Below are 15,849 nucleotides of genomic sequence, written 5' to 3'. Positions count from 1 at the left end.
GAATCGCATGCCTGGCTCGACAACGCAAGGGACAGACGGTTGACCGTGGAAAATATATTTCCGAGCTTTCGATCTAGTGGCACTGCGGGCACAATGCGTACCTTTTTGGCTGGCCCTGCCGGAGACCCTGAAATGATCAAGACGCCGTACTACCTCATCGACAAGCAGAAGCTTTTGAGCAACATGCAGAAGATCGCCTACGTGCGCGAGCAGTCCGGCGCCAAGGCCCTGCTGGCCCTCAAGTGCTTCGCCACCTGGTCGGTGTTCGACCTGATGCAGCAGTACATGGACGGCACCACCTCCTCGTCGCTCTACGAGCTCAAACTCGGCCGGCAGAAGTTCGAAGGCGAGACCCACGCCTACAGCGTGGCCTGGGCCGACGACGAGATCGAGGAGATGCTCGCCAACTGCGACAAGATCATCTTCAACTCCATCAGCCAGCTGCAGCGCTTTGCCGACGCCAGCGCGGGCAAGGTGCGCGGCCTGCGGGTCAACCCCCAGGTCAGCAGTTCGGACTACCTGCTGGCCGACCCGGCGCGCCCGTTCAGCCGCCTGGGCGAGTGGGACCCAGCCAAGATCGAGCAGGTCATCGAGCAGATCTCCGGCTTCATGTTCCACAACAACTGCGAGAACGGCGACTTCGGCCTGTTCGACCAGATGCTGACCACCATCGAGGAACGCTTCGGCCACCTGCTGCACAAGGTCGAGTGGGTCAGCCTCGGCGGCGGCATCCACTTCACCGGCGAGGACTACGCCCTGGACGCCTTCTGCGCGCGCCTCAAGGCCTTCTCCCAGAAGTACGGCGTGCAGGTCTACCTGGAGCCGGGCGAAGCGGCGATCACCCAGAGCGCCTCCCTGGAAGTGACCGTGCTCGACACCCTGTACAACGGCAAGCACCTGGCCGTGGTGGACAGCTCCATCGAAGCCCACATGCTCGACCTGCTGATCTATCGCCTGAACGCCAAGCTGTCACCAAGCGCGGGCGAACATACCTACATGGTGTGCGGCAAGTCCTGCCTGGCCGGGGATATCTTCGGCGAATACCAATTTGATCGTCCGCTGGCCATCGGCGATCGACTGTCGTTCATTGATGCGGCGGGTTACACCATGGTCAAGAAAAACTGGTTCAACGGTCTGAAAATGCCGTCCATTGTCGTGAAACAACTCGATGGCAGCATCGAGGTGGTACGCGAGTTTGGTTTCGAAGACTACCTGTCCAGCCTTTCCTGAGCGGACAGGTCACGAGGAGAAGTAAATAAATTGAAGAAGAATGTTCTTATCATTGGTGCAGGAGGTGTCGCCAAGGTGGTGGCCCACAAGTGCGCGCAGCACAACGACGAACTCGGTCGTATTGCTATCGCGTCGCGCAACATCTCCAAATGCCAGGCCATCATCGACAGCGTCAAGGCCAAGGGCAGCCTCAAACAGCCCGCTGAAATAAAAGCCTATGCGCTCAACGCGCTGGACATCGAGGCAACCAAGGCGCTGATCCGCGAGACCGAGTCGCAGATCGTCATCAACGTCGGTTCCGCCTTCCTCAACATGTCGGTGCTGCGTGCCTGCATCGATTCCGGTGTGGCCTACCTGGACACCGCGATCCACGAAGAACCGGGCAAGATCTGCGAGACCCCGCCCTGGTACGGCAACTACGAGTGGAAGCATCTCGAAGAGTGCCAGCAGAAGAACATCACCGCGATCCTCGGCGTCGGCTTCGACCCGGGCGTGGTCAACGCCTATGCGGCCCTGGCCCAGCAGGAACATTTCGACCGCATCGACTCGATCGACATTCTCGACGTCAATGCCGGTTCCCACGGCAAATATTTCGCCACCAATTTCGACCCGGAAATCAACTTCCGCGAATTCACCGGGCAGGTGTGGAGCTGGCAGGACAGCCAGTGGACCAGCAACACCATGTTCGAAGTCAAGCGTACCGACGACCTGCCTGTGGTCGGTTCGCAAAACCTGTACCTGACCGGCCACGATGAAGTGCACTCGCTGTCGAAGAACCTCGACGTGCCCAACGTGCGGTTCTGGATGAGCTTCGGCGAGCACTACATCAATGTGTTCACCGTGCTGCGCAACCTGGGCCTGCTCTCCGAGCAACCGGTGAAGACCGCCGAAGGCCTGGAAGTGGTGCCGCTCAAAGTGGTCAAGGCCGTGCTGCCTGACCCGGCCTCCCTGGCCCCGGGCTACACCGGCAAGACCTGCATCGGTGACCTGGTCAAGGGCAGCAAGAATGGCCAGCCGCGCGAAGTCTTCATCTACAACGTGGCCGACCACGAAGAAGCCTACGCCGAGACCGACAGCCAGGGCATTTCCTACACCGCCGGCGTACCGCCCGTAGCCGCCGCCCTGCTGGTGGCCCGTGGCGAGTGGGACGTACAGCGCATGGCCAACGTCGAGGAACTGCCGGCCAAGCCGTTCCTCAAGGCGCTGGACCTGATGGGCCTGCCGACCCGCATCAAGGACGAACAGGGCGACCGCCCATGGGACGCCAAGGCTTGATGCACTAGCCACGACAGGAGGCGCCGATGCAGGCGCCTCCTGCCTGGATGAATGTTTCGTTTGTGCGTCGCTTTTGCGTTTCTGTGCGACAGATCCCACTTCAGGGGCTCCCGCCCTGCTCCTTCGCAGTGTTAGCTTGGCAAGGTTTCTGACTAACAGCTCAGATAATCCTTACCCCCTGCAAAGGAATGCCCTCCGCAATGGATTTTTCTCTCAAGCACCTGGCTGCGGCCACCCTGATGCTCGCCAGCCTGTCGTCCTACACCTCGATCGCCCAGGCCAACATTACCCCGCAACAAAGCGCGGCCATCCTCAAGACCTTCAATGACGCCACGGTCACGGATTTCCGCCAGTTCCTCGGCACCCTGGCCAAGAGCCCGCTGGCCAAGAGCGACCAGCTCGCCCCGACCATCGAGGCCTTCCTGGCCAACAAGACCCTGAACGCCGAACAGCAGAACGAGATCCACCGCCTGCTGGGCCTCTACGCCCGGATCAAGTACGGCAAGGCCGCCACCGAAACCCTGCGCGAGCTGGTGGCCATCCCCACCTTCAACATCGACGGCGTGCCGCAGTACAAGAACCCCGAGTTCCTCAAGATCGCCGCCAAGATCCAGGACCTGGCCAAGGCCTTCAACCTGAACTTTCGCAACATCGACAACCGGGTCTACGAGATCTCCCTGGAAGGCAGCGGCGATGAAGTCGTCGGCATCCACGCCCACGCCGACGTGGTGCCGGTGACCCCGGAAAACTGGGTGCTCGAAGACGGCACCCGCCTCGACCCGTTCAAGGTCACCCTGATCGGCGACCGCATGTACGGCCGCGGCACCGAAGACGACAAGAACGGCATCGTGGTAGCGCTCTACGCGATGAAGATCATCAAGGAAGAGAAGCTGCCCCTGGCGCGGAACTTCAAGCTGCTGGTGGACACCACCGAGGAAACCAGCGGCGACGCCATTCCCTACTACTTCGAACACAACCCGACGCCCAACTACAACCTGGCGCTGGACGGCGGCTACCCGGTGGTGATCGCCGAGAAAGGTTACGGCACGGTCATGGCCAGCTTCGCCCGGCGCGCCGCCGAGGGCAAAGGGGCGGAGATCACCCACCTCACCGGTGGCCTGGCCACCAACCAGATCCCCTCGACCTCGGTAGCCACCCTGGTCACCGAGCAGCCCGCGGAACTGGCCGCCAGCCTGCAAAAGGCCGGCGCCGAATATGCCAAGCAGCACGGCGGCAACTTCCAGGTCGCGGCCAAGGTGGTGGGCAAGGATGTGCAACTGACGGTCACCGGCGTCTCGGCCCACTCCTCCGAGCCCGAGTCCGGGGTCAACCCGGTGGCGCGGATGCTGGACTTCATCAACAGCCAGGACGGCAAGATCGCTTTCAAGCACAACGCCTTCACCGATGGTGCCCGCTACGCCGCCGACAACTGGGGCCTGGACTACCTGGGCAACAAGCTGGGCATCGGCTTCTCCGACGAATTCATGGGGCCGCTGACCACCTCCCTGACCCAGGTCAGCGTGGATGACAAGACCTTCAAGCTGGCGGTCAACCTGCGGGTGCCCAAGGGCAAGACCCCGCAAGTGCTGAAGGGCGAAATCACCGACAAGCTGGCGGCCTGGAGCAAGAAGACCCAGGTAGCGGTGAACATCGACACCAAGATCGCCGAACCTATGTACCGCAACCCCGAGGGTGAATGGGTCAAGGTACTGCTGGCGGTGGCCAGCGAGAACCTGGGCATGGCGCACAAGTTCGGCACCTCCGCCGGCGCCACCTCGGTGCACGAGTTGCCCAACGGCGTGCAGTTCGGCCTGGCGCGGCCCGAGGTCAAGTACACCGGCCACACCGACAACGAGTTCAAGACCGTGGAGCAGTTCCTCCTGGACCTGCAGATCGTCACCGAGATGGTCGGCCGCATCGGCCAGTTGCCCAAGCTCTGACCGCCCTCACGGGCCCGCCACCCATGGCGGGCCCGTGCTCCCCCTCCTCCACGCCTCAGCGCGCCGATGACCTCCAGTCGGGGTCGCTGACATCTCGCAGTACCCCGCCATACCCCTGGTAGAGGTTGCCCTCGGGCAGCAACTGCGCCGTGGCCAGTTGCCGGTGCAGGCCGCCCAGGTGGTAGAACGGCACACGCACATAGAGGTGATGCTCGATGTGGTAGTGGATGGCGTGGGGGCCGAACAGGAAGGTCTGCACGCTGGGCCGCACGATGCTGCGGGCGTTGCGGCTCTGGTCGGCGGCAACCGGCAGGCCGGCATGCTCCATGATGGCTCGTACCCGGCCCAGCAAGGGCAGCAGGGTAATCGCCGGCAACAGCCACAACCCCAGGTACAGCCAGGGGTGGCCGCTCCAGGCCAGCAGGCCGAACAGCAGGCCGTTGCTGACCAGCATGGACAGCACTTCCTCCAGGGCCTGGCGCGGCGACTTGTCGACCCGGGGCATGATCGCGCGGTAGTCACCCCGGGCGAACCTCAAGGCACTGATGAAGTAGCCCACCCCGCACAGGTCCGCCAGCAGGCGCAGGGCCAGCTTGCCCCGGGGCAAGGGGTAATCCCCCAGGCCGAAGACCGCCACCACCGGGTCGTCATGCTCCATCGGATGCAGGTGATGCTTGAGGTGGCCGGCGCGGTAGGTGCAGAGGGACAGGAACAGCGGGCCGGCGGCCAGCCACTGGCCCAGCCGATCATTGGCTTTCTGCCCGCGCAGCAGCAGGCCGTGGGCGCTCTCGTGCATCAGCACCGCCAGCGCCAACTGGCTGCGGGCGATCAGCAGCGCGGCCAGCAGGTAGGTGACGGGGTGCGGCCAGAGCGCAGCGCAGGCGAACGCGGCGGCGATCAGCCCCCAGTCGGCCAGCAGCGCCAGGCCACCGGTCCAGGGCTTGAGCAGGAACAGCCCCGCAGCGGGGGCAAAGGCACGCAGGGCCCGATTCTCTCCGGCACGGGGTTCAGGCTGGGACACGGGCAGGGTTTCCTTGTCGTTGGGTGGCCAGGGCACAGGCCAGGGCCAGGAACAGGCCGCCCGCCACATCGATCAGCGTGTGCTGCTTGAGGGTCAGGGTCGAGAGGCAGATCAGCAGGCCGATGACAGCGCTCAGCTCTTTGCAAGGGCGGCGCCAGAGCGCGCGACAGGCCAGGCAGGTCACGGCCACATGCAGGCTGGGAAAACCGTTGCAGGCCAGGTCCAGCTGCCACATCCGGCCCAGCCGCTGTTGCAGGAAGCCATTGTCGAGGGCGGCGATATCCGGCCTCGGCACATATTCGGGGAACAGCCAGAAGCACAGCAGCCCAACGGTGAAGGCCATGCCGGTGGCGTTGCGCAGGGCCCTGAAGCCCTCCTGGCTGGCATAGGCCGCCGCCAGCAGCACAAAGGGAAAGAACAGCACATAGACGAACCAGGACTGGGCGATAAAGGGGATCAGCTCATCCAATGGCGTGACCCAGTTGTAGCGCGGCGTCACCAGACGCTGCAGACCAATGAACGCGCCCAGCCCCAACAGCAGGGCGAACACCGCAGCCAGGGCCTGCCGAAGGTTGGCGGCGGCTATCAGGCGCTGCAAGGTGCCGGTCATGGCTGCTGGCCCGGTGCGCGCATGGAGCGGTGACGACTCAAGGCCACGCCCTCACAAGCCGAGCAAGCGGCTGGCCCAGGCATCGATCCGTGCCTGGGCCCGCTGGTTGCCCAAGATCACGTCGGGCGCTGGCGCCGCCGCGCTCAACTGCCGCGCCGCCTCGGCCACCTGACGGCGAAAATCGGCAGGGTCGCCGCGCCAGGTCACCACCCGGTGCAGCAACTGCAATTGCCGGGCCCGGGCGGCGTTGCGGGTCTGTTCCGGCTGGTCGCTCACCACCAGGATGATCGGCCGCTGGTAGACCCGGGCGATGGACAGCGCCGCCATGCCCGGTGCCGAGACCAGGAGTTGCGCCCGGGCAGCGCGGCTGGCCCAGAGCGGATCGACCTGCAGCCAGCCACTGCGCCCGGCATAACCCTCGCCCACGCGGTGAGCGTCCAGGCCGGCATCCTCCAGGCCACGGCTCAAGGCATCGGCCAGGTCGGGCTCACGAAAATGCGGGTTGAGGTACACCGCGGCGCCCACGACGGCCTGTTCCGGCAAGGCTTCGGCCAGGGCCACCGGGGTCGGCAGGCGATACAGTGCCGGGGCCTGGGTATCGTCGACTTCATAGGCGAAATCGTGCTCGATGCGCGCCCGCGCCGTATCGATCTGGCGCCCGACAATCCAGCCGAACAGGCGCCCGAACTGGCGCGGCCACATGCCGGCAAAGTTGTTCAGCAGCGCCACCTTGAGACTGGCCCCGTACACGTGCACCACCTGGCGCCGCCAGCCCGGGAGCATGCCCATGTAGAGCAGCGCCGGGTGGAAGGAATCGTTGATCACCAGGTCCACGCCGCGCAGCCGGCGCCGCAGTTGGAGGATGTCCCGCAGCATGCGCCCGGGGCGGAACAGGTAGTGGGCGACATTGCGGTTGGTGGCCTGGCGCAGCATGTTCTGCTGGCTGTCGAACTGCACCGCGTAATGCAGCGAGAGAATCTGCGCCGCAATGCCGAAGCGCTGCAGGAAGTCCTGCCCCTGCTGCGAGGTGGTCAGCACCTCGACCTCGGCCCCGGCCGCACGCAAGGCATGTACCAGCAGTTGGGCACGCATCAGGTGCCCGCGGGCATCGGCGGTCGCCAGGTAAAGAATCCGTGCACTCATCGCCCCACTCGGCCCCGACCACCGAGCAGCCAGCCGGCACCATACATCGCCAGGGCACCGGTCACGCCAAAGCTCGCATCGACGCGGCGAATGTCCTTGAGCAGGCGCGCCAGATGGCCCGCCTCATGGGGCGCCACGATGCGCCGCAGGGTGTTCTCGCACAGGCGCACGTGGGCTTTCTCGTCGGCCAGCACCCGCGCCAGCAGCGGATACAAGCCATGCCCGGCATCCAGCACCGCACAATGGCGGGTCAATACCCGCTCGGCCATCTGCTCGGCACACAGCCCGGTGGCATAGGCCGGCACCAGCAGGCCCTGTTCGAAAAGCCCCGCATAACGACGGGCCAGGCGCTGCCAGCGCTGGATCTTGCGCCGGCTCAGCCAGTCCGGCTCCAGGCGGGCTTGAGCGTCGTCGCCCCGCTCGCGCAGGGCCTCGGCAAACAGGGTCACGTGGCGCTGCTCATCGGCCAGGTGCTGTGCTACCTGCCGTTCGAGCCAGGGTGGCGACTGCGGCAACAACTCATCGAGCAACGCACGCTCGGTGGCGTCTTCACCAGCCAGGTACATGCGCAACAGCAGGCGTTCGCCTCGCGGGCTGCGGTGCAGGCGCAACAAGGCGGCGCGCTTGATACAGTCCACCAGCCGCGCCTGCAGCGCCCCCAGGCCCTGGGGCCGGGGCATGCTCAGGCAGTCGAAGCTGGCCTCGCCGGCAACCGCTTGCCCCGCATTCATTGCACGGGCTGCGCGGCGCTGGCAGTGGCCGTCCTGGCCCCGTGCGAATGGCGCTGCCAGGCCAGGATCAGGCCGATAAAGCTGTCACGCATGAAGGCCGTGCCGCTGGCCGCAGCGCCGGGAAAGCTCTCCTCCTGGCCGTTGTAGCGCAGGTAACCCTGGCCGTTGACCGCGCCCAGCTCCAGGCTGTCGCCCTTGTTCAAGCCCCGCTGACGCACCTCCCTGAGCAACGGGCTGTCCTCCAGCGCAAAGACAAACAGCTGGCGCTGTACCACCCACAGCGGGATCTGCCCGCTCAGGGCCTGCAGGTCGAGGTTCCAGGTGCCCTGCTGCAGCACCTGCTCCAGCGCTTCGCTGCCCGGCTGCCTGGTACTGAAGCTGGCACGCATCAGCGACTTCGACACTCGGCCGACGCCCAGGCCGATGGTGATGTCGCCCGCTGTCGGGTGCTGCGCATCGCTGGGGCGCACCACCACGAAATAACTGGCCAGGCGCGCCGCGATCGACGGCTGGGCCAATACGTTGCGCGCCTGTTCGGGGCTGAACAGCACGCGCTCACGGGTGCCTTCACGGACGCTGATCTGATAGGGATCGAGGCTGATGTCACGGAACTTGCCACGCACCGGTGCGTGCACATAGGTATCGGATTTCCACACCTTGCCCGAACGGCGCAGCAGCACCTGCAGGCTCAGGGGCACACGCTGGCCGTCGCTGGCGATGCCGCTGCCGTGCAGCAGAATGTCGCCGATCACGGTCTTGCTGTCGTGGTTGCTGTCGGCGTCGATGACGATGGCATGGGTTTGCCGGTCGACACTGGCCCGCGCATCACTCACGTCCAGGGCGATGCGGTTGCAGTCGAGGTTGCTGGAGGCGAACGTGGCGCAGCCACTGTCCGAAGCGAAGTGGTACACCCCGCGACCGACGAACTCGCCGGGAGCGGCCTGGGCCTGGGCACCGAGTGCCAGCAAGGCCAGGCACGCCAGGGAACGGCCGAATGAGGCAAGAGAAGGGTTCTGCATGGGGACTTCCTCTGGGCACGCGAACGGCGTGCGACGATACGGCGCGACGCGGATCAATCCAGGTTGCGGTGGTAGGACAACGCTTCACTGTGCCGGGCACTGGAGCGGCCGATGGACAGCCCGCAGCCACGCACCACGGCGCCGGCAGTGTCGAGCAACGAGATGGCAGTGACCATGGCCATGGCCCCCAGGCGCCGGGCTCCGTGCAGGGGCGGCAGGTCCTGGTGGTTGAGGGCTCGCAGGCTGTAGCCCAGGCGCCCGACCATCACGCACAAAGGCCCCAGCGGCCCACTGCGCCCGAGCCATTGCAGCCAGCCCGGCATGTAGGCGCGCACCAGGTACGGGGTCAGGCCGACGCTGTCGCCGCCCCTGAGCCAGCGCAGCTTGAACACCTCGCCCTGGCTGTCGGGCAGCCGGTGCTCGGTGTGTGCCGCCGGCGCATAGGCCACCGCCACCCCCGCCGCTTGCAGGCGCAGGCCCATGACCTGGCAATGGGCACGATAGATGCCATCCAGGGGCTCGTAGCGATACTGCTCGAAGGTGGCACAGCGAAAAGCCACGTTGTTGGCGTAGAAGTTACGCGTGGCGCCGTGGCGCAAGGGGCTGGGGAAATACATGAAGTCGATGGCGGTCAGCGCACTGCCGGCGACGCTCGGCGCGTAGCTGGTGCGCCCGGCCACCGCCACGGGCGCCTCGGGTTGCACAAAGGGCAGCAGCAACTCTTCCAGCCAACGGGCATCGGGCAGGCAGTCGGCATCGGCGAATACCACGTACTGGCAGCGCGCCTGGTCGACGCCATCGAAACCGACATTCTTGGCATCGTAGTAACCGGTGCCGGCATCGATCTCGATGAACTCCAACGCACAGCCGGCCAGGCTGCACAGCGCCTGGCGTGCCTCAAGGTCGAGGCCGTCATGGGTGATGATCCACTGGGCAAAAGCCTGGGGCGCCAGACTTTGCAGGGCCAGCCGGGCAATCAGCCGCTGGAGGCTGCTCAAGGCCTCGCCTGCATTCTTGCCGCCGCGCAGATTGTTGGTTTCCAACACCAGTGCGGTCTGGGCAGCAATCCCTTGCAGGCGCGTGGACAGGTCATCGCCGGGAGGCAACTGCGACATCCTGGCTGTCGTTTCTTGGCTATCCATTTCGCAGTGTCTCTGAAAAAAGCAGGGCCGCCGGGGGGCGTGACGGGCGCAATCACAGCATTATTCCGGGGATTATTCAAACACCGGCTGCGCCGGTTGTGATGCCCCGCGCAATCGCTTCTGGCCACCCATGTCATCCGCCAGGTAAGCCGCTCCCTGGCATCGCTGCAACGATTGGGGCTCTGACGGCAGAACTCGCTCCCCCCTAGACGCGCGCCGCCAGCTGCTGATACAGCGCCATGGGCAAGCTGATTCCTTCTATTTGCGCCCGGGCCCAGGCCTGCTGCTTGGCCTGCCCCGGAGGGTGAACCCCCAGGGTGGCCAGGCGCTGCATCTGCCGCGCCAGTCGAGCCTCGAACTGCTCGTCGAGCAGGTGCGGGGCGATGGCGATCACCAGCAGGCCCGAACCCGGCGATTGTGCGCCGCTTCGAAAATCGGGCGCATCCAGCGACCAGTTGCCCCCGGCGACACCGCCGGCGAGCACTTCGACCAGCAAGGCGATGTTGGCCCCGCGACTGCCGCCGAACGCCAGCAAGGCACCGTGCATGGCCTCCCGGGCACTCAGGGTGGCTGCGCCCTGGGCATCCACTGCCCAGCCTTCGGGGATGGGCTCCCCGGCCTCGGCCGCCTTGAGGAGGTTGACGAAGGCCGTGGCGCTGCTGGCCTGGTCGATCAGCAGCAGGCGCCCGTCGCCGCAGGGAGCGGCGAAGGCCAGGGGGTTGGTGGAATAGATCGGCTGGCGCTGGCCGGCCACGGTCAACAGCGCCGGGCCGTTGCAGAACGCCAATGCCACCAGGCCTTCTGCGGCCAGGCGCCGGGTGTAGTAGCCCAGCTCGCCACAGGTAAACCCGTTGTGCAGGGCAAACAGGCTGATTCCCAACTGCCGGGTGCTGTCACACACAGCACCAAAGGCCTGATCGAACCCCAGTTGCGCAATGCCCGCGCGCGCATCGCAACGGATCATCGCCGGGGCCAGCTGGGTGATCAGTGGCTTGGCCAAGCCCGCTATGCGCCCGCTGGCAAACCCGTGCAGGTAATCGGCCAGATGCTCGAAACCCACACTGGCCAGGCCATGACCCTGGGCCGATACCGTGGCCTCGGCCAGAGCCTGGGCCACTTCCTGGCTGCTGCCCGCCTGCAGGCAGCAGCGCTGGGCAAAATCCCTGGCCTCTGCCAGCGACAGACACTTGAACGCTGCACTCTCTTGCATCGATTGCTCCCTGACGCTGCTGCACAACCGCCCTGGCCACCGGGCCCGGGGCTGCGGGTCATTCCACCAGGCGTGGCGCCCCCACGTTGGCGGCTTGTTTATCCAGGCCGAACGAGCCGAGTATCTCGGCAATTTCGCCAGAAGCATGCAAGGCCTGGATGTTTTCATTGAGCGCCACACTCAGCGCCGTATTGGCCTTGGTGTGGGGAAAACTGGTCTGCCCCGGCTCCAGGGTAGCCTTAACCCGCGGGTCGGGCTCCGAAACCTTGATGCTCATGCCCCGGTAGGCTCCCTTCTGCTGCGAAGCCACACCCACCGCAAAGCTGTCGATGCCCAGCGCAATCCGCTTGGCCGCCAGGTCCTGGGCCATGGCCACCGGGTTGGGGTAGAGCACCAGATTGTCGCCAAAGGCCTTTTTCAAGTCGTCGACCCACAGGTAACCCTGCACCGTGCCGATGCGCTGGCCTTCGAGCTCGGAGATTTTCGAATAGCCCTCGCTGGAAATGATCCCCATCACGTCCAGGTACAGCGGCGCGGTCAGACCCAGGACCTTGCTGCGCTCGGCGGTACGGTACCAGTCGCCGATGCCGACGTCGGCCCGCCGTGCGATCACCGACTGGACCACCGCCGCCGGGTCCACCACTGTCAGCTTGATATCCAGGCACTCCCTGGCAGCGATGCGCTTGATGATTTCACCATCGACCCCGCTCAACTGGTTGCCCGGCCCGGGGATCGAGTACGGCGGGAAGACCCAGGCCGCGACGCTCAACACCCCCGGAGTCAGGGTTTCAAACGAGTGGGCCGGCTTGCAGTCGGCCAGAGCCTGGGGGGCACCGAGCAGCACCGAACCTCCCGCCAGGGAGGAACAAAGGAACGCCCAACGAACAATGCGTTTGAATGAACGGATCATGGCTTCACCTGTGCATGGGTTGCATTAAGAGAATGGCAGCCGAAAGACGGCTCGAGCAGGTCATGCGTGCTGGCTGGGGGCCAGTTTTTTCTCCAGCGCCGCCACACCCAGGGTCGCGGGCGCACACACAGCGGCATACATCAGGCCGGCCAGGGTCAGCACCGGCATGTACTCGAAGGTGGATGAACCGATGGCCGAGGCGCGGCTGACGATTTCCGGGAGCGCGATGGTGAAACACAACGACGCGGCCTGGAACATCATGATCGAGAACCCCAGCAACGACGGCAGAGCCACCCGCAACGCCTGGGGCAAGATGATGAAACGCAGTGCATCGAAGCGGTTCAGGCCGATCACCTCGGCCGCCTCGTTCTGCCCCTGGGCCACCGCCTCGATGCCGCCACGGATGATCTCGCTGGTGTAGGCCGCAGTGCAGTAGGCCAGCGCCAGGGCTGCCGCCCAGAAAGAACTTAGGGTCAGGCCTGCCGAAGGCAGGCCGAAATAGAAGTACTGCAACAGGATCAACGCCGGCGCGCCACGCCCCAGCTCGACAATCAGCAACGAGGGGTAGCGCACTGCCCGGCGGGGCGCCGACACACCCAGCGCCAGCAACAACCCAAGGACCACCCCCAGTGCCAGGCTGGCGGCGGTGACCTGAATTGACAGCACAAAACCCTTCCACAGCTCGGGAAACCAGGCCAGCCACATCGTCAGGTTCTCGTTCATCGGGCAACCCTCTGCTTCAGGGTGGCCGACAGCCAGCGCGAGAACAGCGCCACCGGTACGCTGAGAATCAGGTAGACCAGCGCCGCCACGCTGTACACCTCCAGCCCTTGAAAGGTTTGCTGGGACATCTGGTACGCCTGGAAGCTGACGTCACCGACACCGATGGTCGAGGCCACGGCCGAGTCCTTGAGCAAGCCAATGGCATAGGTGGCCGAGGTGGGAATGGCGATGCGCACCAGTTGCGGCAGCATCACATCGAAAAAGCGCTGGGGCGCCGACAGATTGAGCACCTGCGCCGCCTCGTACTGCCCCTGGGGGATCGCCGCAAAGGCACCGCGATACACCTCCGACATATGCGCCGCGGTGATCAGCCCCAGGCCCAGCACCGCGGCAGCGAACGGCGACAAGGCGATGTAGCCGCCTCCGATGCCGAAGAAGATGAAGAACAGCCAGACGATGGGCGGTATCGAACGCAGGGTCAGCACCAGCATCGCCGCCAGCCAGCGACACAGCTTCAGGTTCGACAGACGCAGGGCACAGAGTGGAAAGCCCAGCACCACGCCGATGCAGAAAGCGCCCAGGGTCACGCTCAGGGTCCAGGGCACGCCGCGCAACAGGACCAGCAGAATATCCGCCATCAGCGATTCCTCACGGCCTGGAGAAACTGCGCCACCCGCGCGTGCTGCGGCTCGCGCATAACCTGGGCGCTGGGCCCCTGCTCGATGATCCGCCCTTCGGCCATCACCACCACCCGGTCGGACACCGTCTCGGCAAAGTGCATCTCGTGGGTCACCACCAGCATCGACATGCCCTCGCGCGCCAGCTCCTTCATCACCGCCAGCACTTCCAGGCCCAGTTCGGGGTCCAGGGCCGAGGTCGGCTCATCGAACAGCATCAGCTCCGGATCCAGCGCCAGGGCCCGGGCGATGGCGATGCGTTGCTGCTGGCCGCCGGAGCAGCGCGCCGGATAGGCGTTGGCCTTGTCCGCGAGCCCCACCCGGTCCAGCAACTGCAAAGAGCGGGCGTCAGCTTCCTCGGCGCTGCGGCCGAGGGTGCGGACCTGCGCCAGGCTGACGTTGCGCAGCACCGTAAGGTGCGGAAACAGGTTGAACGACTGGAACACCATGCCGATGCGCCGGCGCAGATTGAGCAGCTCGCTCCGGGGCAGCGGGCGCCCGGCTTCGATAGCCACCCCGCCCATGCTGACCCGCCCCCGGGTCGCGGGCTCCAGTTGGTTGATGCAACGCAGCAAGGTGCTTTTACCCGAGCCGCTGGGGCCGATGATCGCCACCACCTCACCCTTGGCCATCTCGAAACACACGTCGTGCAATACGGGGTAAGGCCCGAATTGCTTATGGATCGCCTCCAGTCGCAGGAAAGGTTCGGCGCTGGGTACCGGGGGCGGTGCCAGGGGGCTGGCGTTTTCGATCACGGTCATGCTGCTCATTGTTTTTCTCCGGACAGGGTAGACGCCGTGCCTGCAAGAATCAGGCAACAACCACTGTTATCGATCGCCGTCGACTAACGGGGTACGGGAAAGCTTGACCGCTCCAGCAGCGGTAATCAGCACCTGCTCTTCGAGCTTCACGCCTTCATGGCCGCCCCGCTCGCCGATGTAGCTCTCCACCGAGAGCACCATGTTTTCCTCGAAGTGGCCGTCATAGCCCCACTCGGCAAAGTCCACCGCGTAGGCCACGCTGGGGTACTCATCGACCAGGCCCACACCGTGCAGCATCATCATGTAGCGGTTGTGCTCGAACTGCCTGGGCACCGGCCAGCAGCCCTCGGCGAACTCGCGAAACGACAGCCCCGGGCGCAGCAGGTCGAGATTGAAACTGATTTGCTGCGAGGCGATGTCCAGCAGGTCGCGCTGGGCCGCCGTCGGCGCCTTGCCGGGGCAGATGAAGCTGCGGGAGATGTCCGAGAGATAACCGCCCGGGCCCACCATGTCGGTGTCGAAACAGACCATCTCCCCGGCCGCGATGAGCTTGTCCGAGGCGTCCTGGAACCAGGGGTTGGTGCGCGGCCCGGAGTTCAGCAGGCGGCTCTCGGCCCACTCCCCGCCCTGGGCCACGTTGGTCCCGTGCATGATGCTCCACAGCTGGTTTTCGGTGATGCCCGGCACCAGGCTGGCGCGCATGCGGGCAATCGCCAGGTCGCACACATCCATCGACACCCGGTGGCTGGCAATCTCCTGCACCGACTTGATCAGCCGCGCCTGCTCCATCAGCGGCTGGGCATCGAACAGCTGGATGCCCCTGGCCTTGAGCTTTTCCGCGCCCCAGGGGTCGCAGCGGTCCACTGCCAGGCGACGATTGCCGGCGCCATGCCGGGTCAGCAGGTCGGCCACCTCCAGGGCCCAGCGTTCGGCCTTCTCCTCGACCCGTGGGCCGGCCAGGAAATACAGCCAGGGGATCGCCGGGCGAATTTCATCGATGGTCTCGATGTGCTCACTGTTGTGCCGGCTGCTGTCGAACTCGAACAGCACCACCGGGCCATCGGTGGCCACGAATACGTAACGGCTAGGGGAATGCATCACCCACAGGCCGAGGTTATTGGTATCGGTGGCGTAGCGGATATTGATCGGGTCGGCCAGCAGCACGCCGGCGTAATCCTGCTTGCGCAGTTGCTGGCGAATGCGCTCCAGGCGGTACTGGCGCAGCGCCGGCCGGTCGATCGCGGCATAGGCCGCCAGCAGGCCGTGGTCCACCGGGGCCAGGGCATGGCCGGTGACGCTGGCATCACTGCGATAGTGCAGAGGGCTTGGGGGAACGACATTGAGCAGCTCGGTGAAATCGGTATCCGTGTGCATGCAACAACCTCCGCTGGGAAGAGTTTGAGGTTTATCAAAACCAGTCAGACCAACGTTCGGGGCAGTGACTTGACGCTAGGGAA

Annotated in this window: 15 protein-coding genes; 3 read left to right on the top strand and 12 right to left on the bottom strand. The window is 65.3% G+C overall.

What is annotated here, in order from left to right:
- Positions 1-132 precede the first annotated feature (132 nt).
- From ACUXVH_RS28800 to ACUXVH_RS28790, 3 genes are all read left to right on the top strand, one after another.
- Positions 133-1,230: a carboxynorspermidine decarboxylase gene (locus ACUXVH_RS28800; protein WP_011061817.1), complete on the top strand. Its 1,098-nt coding sequence runs from the start codon at positions 133-135 to the stop codon at positions 1,228-1,230.
- Positions 1,231-1,260: 30 nt separating this feature from the next.
- Positions 1,261-2,505, top strand: a complete 1,245-nt coding sequence (locus tag ACUXVH_RS28795; RefSeq protein ID WP_065364281.1) for a saccharopine dehydrogenase family protein — start codon at positions 1,261-1,263, stop codon at positions 2,503-2,505.
- 200 nt (positions 2,506-2,705) lie between these two features.
- Complete coding sequence (locus ACUXVH_RS28790; protein WP_065364282.1) at positions 2,706-4,445, top strand: dipeptidase; 1,740 nt, start codon at positions 2,706-2,708, stop codon at positions 4,443-4,445.
- 55 nt (positions 4,446-4,500) lie between these two features.
- On the opposite strand, the gene ACUXVH_RS28785 is transcribed toward ACUXVH_RS28790, so the two are convergent.
- From ACUXVH_RS28785 to ACUXVH_RS28730, 12 genes are all read right to left on the bottom strand, one after another.
- A complete protein-coding gene (locus tag ACUXVH_RS28785) occupies positions 4,501-5,466 on the bottom strand; it encodes a fatty acid desaturase family protein (RefSeq protein ID WP_445496538.1) in 966 nt (321 codons plus the stop codon).
- On the bottom strand, positions 5,453-6,076 hold the full coding sequence (locus tag ACUXVH_RS28780; RefSeq protein WP_065364284.1) for a phosphatase PAP2 family protein: 624 nt from the start codon (positions 6,074-6,076) through the stop codon (positions 5,453-5,455). The genes ACUXVH_RS28785 and ACUXVH_RS28780 overlap by 14 nt, the downstream gene beginning before the upstream one ends.
- 51 nt (positions 6,077-6,127) lie before the next feature.
- Entirely contained in the window at positions 6,128-7,219 is a 1,092-nt protein-coding gene (locus ACUXVH_RS28775; protein ID WP_065364285.1) for a hypothetical protein, read from the bottom strand.
- Positions 7,216-7,950 (bottom strand): diiron oxygenase, encoded by a 735-nt coding sequence (locus ACUXVH_RS28770; RefSeq protein WP_065364286.1) that lies wholly within the window; start codon positions 7,948-7,950, stop codon positions 7,216-7,218. The genes ACUXVH_RS28775 and ACUXVH_RS28770 overlap by 4 nt, the downstream gene beginning before the upstream one ends.
- On the bottom strand, positions 7,947-8,969 hold the full coding sequence (locus tag ACUXVH_RS28765; RefSeq protein ID WP_065364287.1) for a hypothetical protein: 1,023 nt from the start codon (positions 8,967-8,969) through the stop codon (positions 7,947-7,949). Before ACUXVH_RS28765 ends, ACUXVH_RS28770 begins: the two co-directional genes overlap by 4 nt.
- A gap of 53 nt (positions 8,970-9,022) precedes the next feature.
- Complete coding sequence (locus ACUXVH_RS28760) at positions 9,023-10,084, bottom strand: glycosyltransferase (protein WP_065364288.1); 1,062 nt, start codon at positions 10,082-10,084, stop codon at positions 9,023-9,025.
- Between the two features lie 232 nt (positions 10,085-10,316).
- Complete coding sequence (locus ACUXVH_RS28755) at positions 10,317-11,321, bottom strand: Ldh family oxidoreductase (protein ID WP_065364289.1); 1,005 nt, start codon at positions 11,319-11,321, stop codon at positions 10,317-10,319.
- A 58-nt stretch (positions 11,322-11,379) separates the two neighbouring features.
- Positions 11,380-12,231 (bottom strand): substrate-binding periplasmic protein, encoded by an 852-nt coding sequence (locus ACUXVH_RS28750; RefSeq protein ID WP_065364290.1) that lies wholly within the window; start codon positions 12,229-12,231, stop codon positions 11,380-11,382.
- A gap of 60 nt (positions 12,232-12,291) precedes the next feature.
- A complete protein-coding gene (locus tag ACUXVH_RS28745) occupies positions 12,292-12,954 on the bottom strand; it encodes an amino acid ABC transporter permease (protein WP_065364291.1) in 663 nt (220 codons plus the stop codon).
- Complete coding sequence (locus ACUXVH_RS28740; protein ID WP_065364292.1) at positions 12,951-13,592, bottom strand: amino acid ABC transporter permease; 642 nt, start codon at positions 13,590-13,592, stop codon at positions 12,951-12,953. Before ACUXVH_RS28740 ends, ACUXVH_RS28745 begins: the two co-directional genes overlap by 4 nt.
- Positions 13,592-14,401, bottom strand: coding sequence for an amino acid ABC transporter ATP-binding protein (locus ACUXVH_RS28735; protein ID WP_011061830.1), 810 nt, complete (start codon positions 14,399-14,401; stop codon positions 13,592-13,594). The genes ACUXVH_RS28740 and ACUXVH_RS28735 overlap by 1 nt, the downstream gene beginning before the upstream one ends.
- Before the next feature lie 57 nt (positions 14,402-14,458).
- Positions 14,459-15,766, bottom strand: coding sequence for a M24 family metallopeptidase (locus ACUXVH_RS28730; protein WP_011061831.1), 1,308 nt, complete (start codon positions 15,764-15,766; stop codon positions 14,459-14,461).
- Positions 15,767-15,849 lie beyond the last annotated feature (83 nt).

Source organism: Pseudomonas sp. 8(2025) (genome assembly GCF_052665325.1).
This window is presented reverse-complemented; position numbering and strand designations above follow the sequence as displayed.

Excerpts from the sequence above, each read along its gene's own strand:
- ACUXVH_RS28735 (WP_011061830.1), bottom strand. The coding sequence starts at position 14,401 with ATGAGCAGCATGACCGTGATCGAAAACGCCAGCCCCCTGGCACCGCCC.
- ACUXVH_RS28740 (WP_065364292.1), bottom strand. The coding sequence starts at position 13,592 with ATGGCGGATATTCTGCTGGTCCTGTTGCGCGGCGTGCCCTGGACCCTG.
- ACUXVH_RS28775 (WP_065364285.1), bottom strand. The coding sequence starts at position 7,219 with ATGAGTGCACGGATTCTTTACCTGGCGACCGCCGATGCCCGCGGGCAC.
- ACUXVH_RS28765 (WP_065364287.1), bottom strand. The coding sequence starts at position 8,969 with ATGCAGAACCCTTCTCTTGCCTCATTCGGCCGTTCCCTGGCGTGCCTG.
- ACUXVH_RS28755 (WP_065364289.1), bottom strand. The coding sequence starts at position 11,321 with ATGCAAGAGAGTGCAGCGTTCAAGTGTCTGTCGCTGGCAGAGGCCAGG.
- ACUXVH_RS28780 (WP_065364284.1), bottom strand. The coding sequence starts at position 6,076 with ATGACCGGCACCTTGCAGCGCCTGATAGCCGCCGCCAACCTTCGGCAG.
- ACUXVH_RS28790 (WP_065364282.1), top strand. The coding sequence starts at position 2,706 with ATGGATTTTTCTCTCAAGCACCTGGCTGCGGCCACCCTGATGCTCGCC.
- ACUXVH_RS28750 (WP_065364290.1), bottom strand. The coding sequence starts at position 12,231 with ATGATCCGTTCATTCAAACGCATTGTTCGTTGGGCGTTCCTTTGTTCC.
- ACUXVH_RS28730 (WP_011061831.1), bottom strand. The coding sequence starts at position 15,766 with ATGCACACGGATACCGATTTCACCGAGCTGCTCAATGTCGTTCCCCCA.
- ACUXVH_RS28800 (WP_011061817.1), top strand. The coding sequence starts at position 133 with ATGATCAAGACGCCGTACTACCTCATCGACAAGCAGAAGCTTTTGAGC.
- ACUXVH_RS28745 (WP_065364291.1), bottom strand. The coding sequence starts at position 12,954 with ATGAACGAGAACCTGACGATGTGGCTGGCCTGGTTTCCCGAGCTGTGG.
- ACUXVH_RS28760 (WP_065364288.1), bottom strand. The coding sequence starts at position 10,084 with ATGTCGCAGTTGCCTCCCGGCGATGACCTGTCCACGCGCCTGCAAGGG.
- ACUXVH_RS28770 (WP_065364286.1), bottom strand. The coding sequence starts at position 7,950 with ATGAATGCGGGGCAAGCGGTTGCCGGCGAGGCCAGCTTCGACTGCCTG.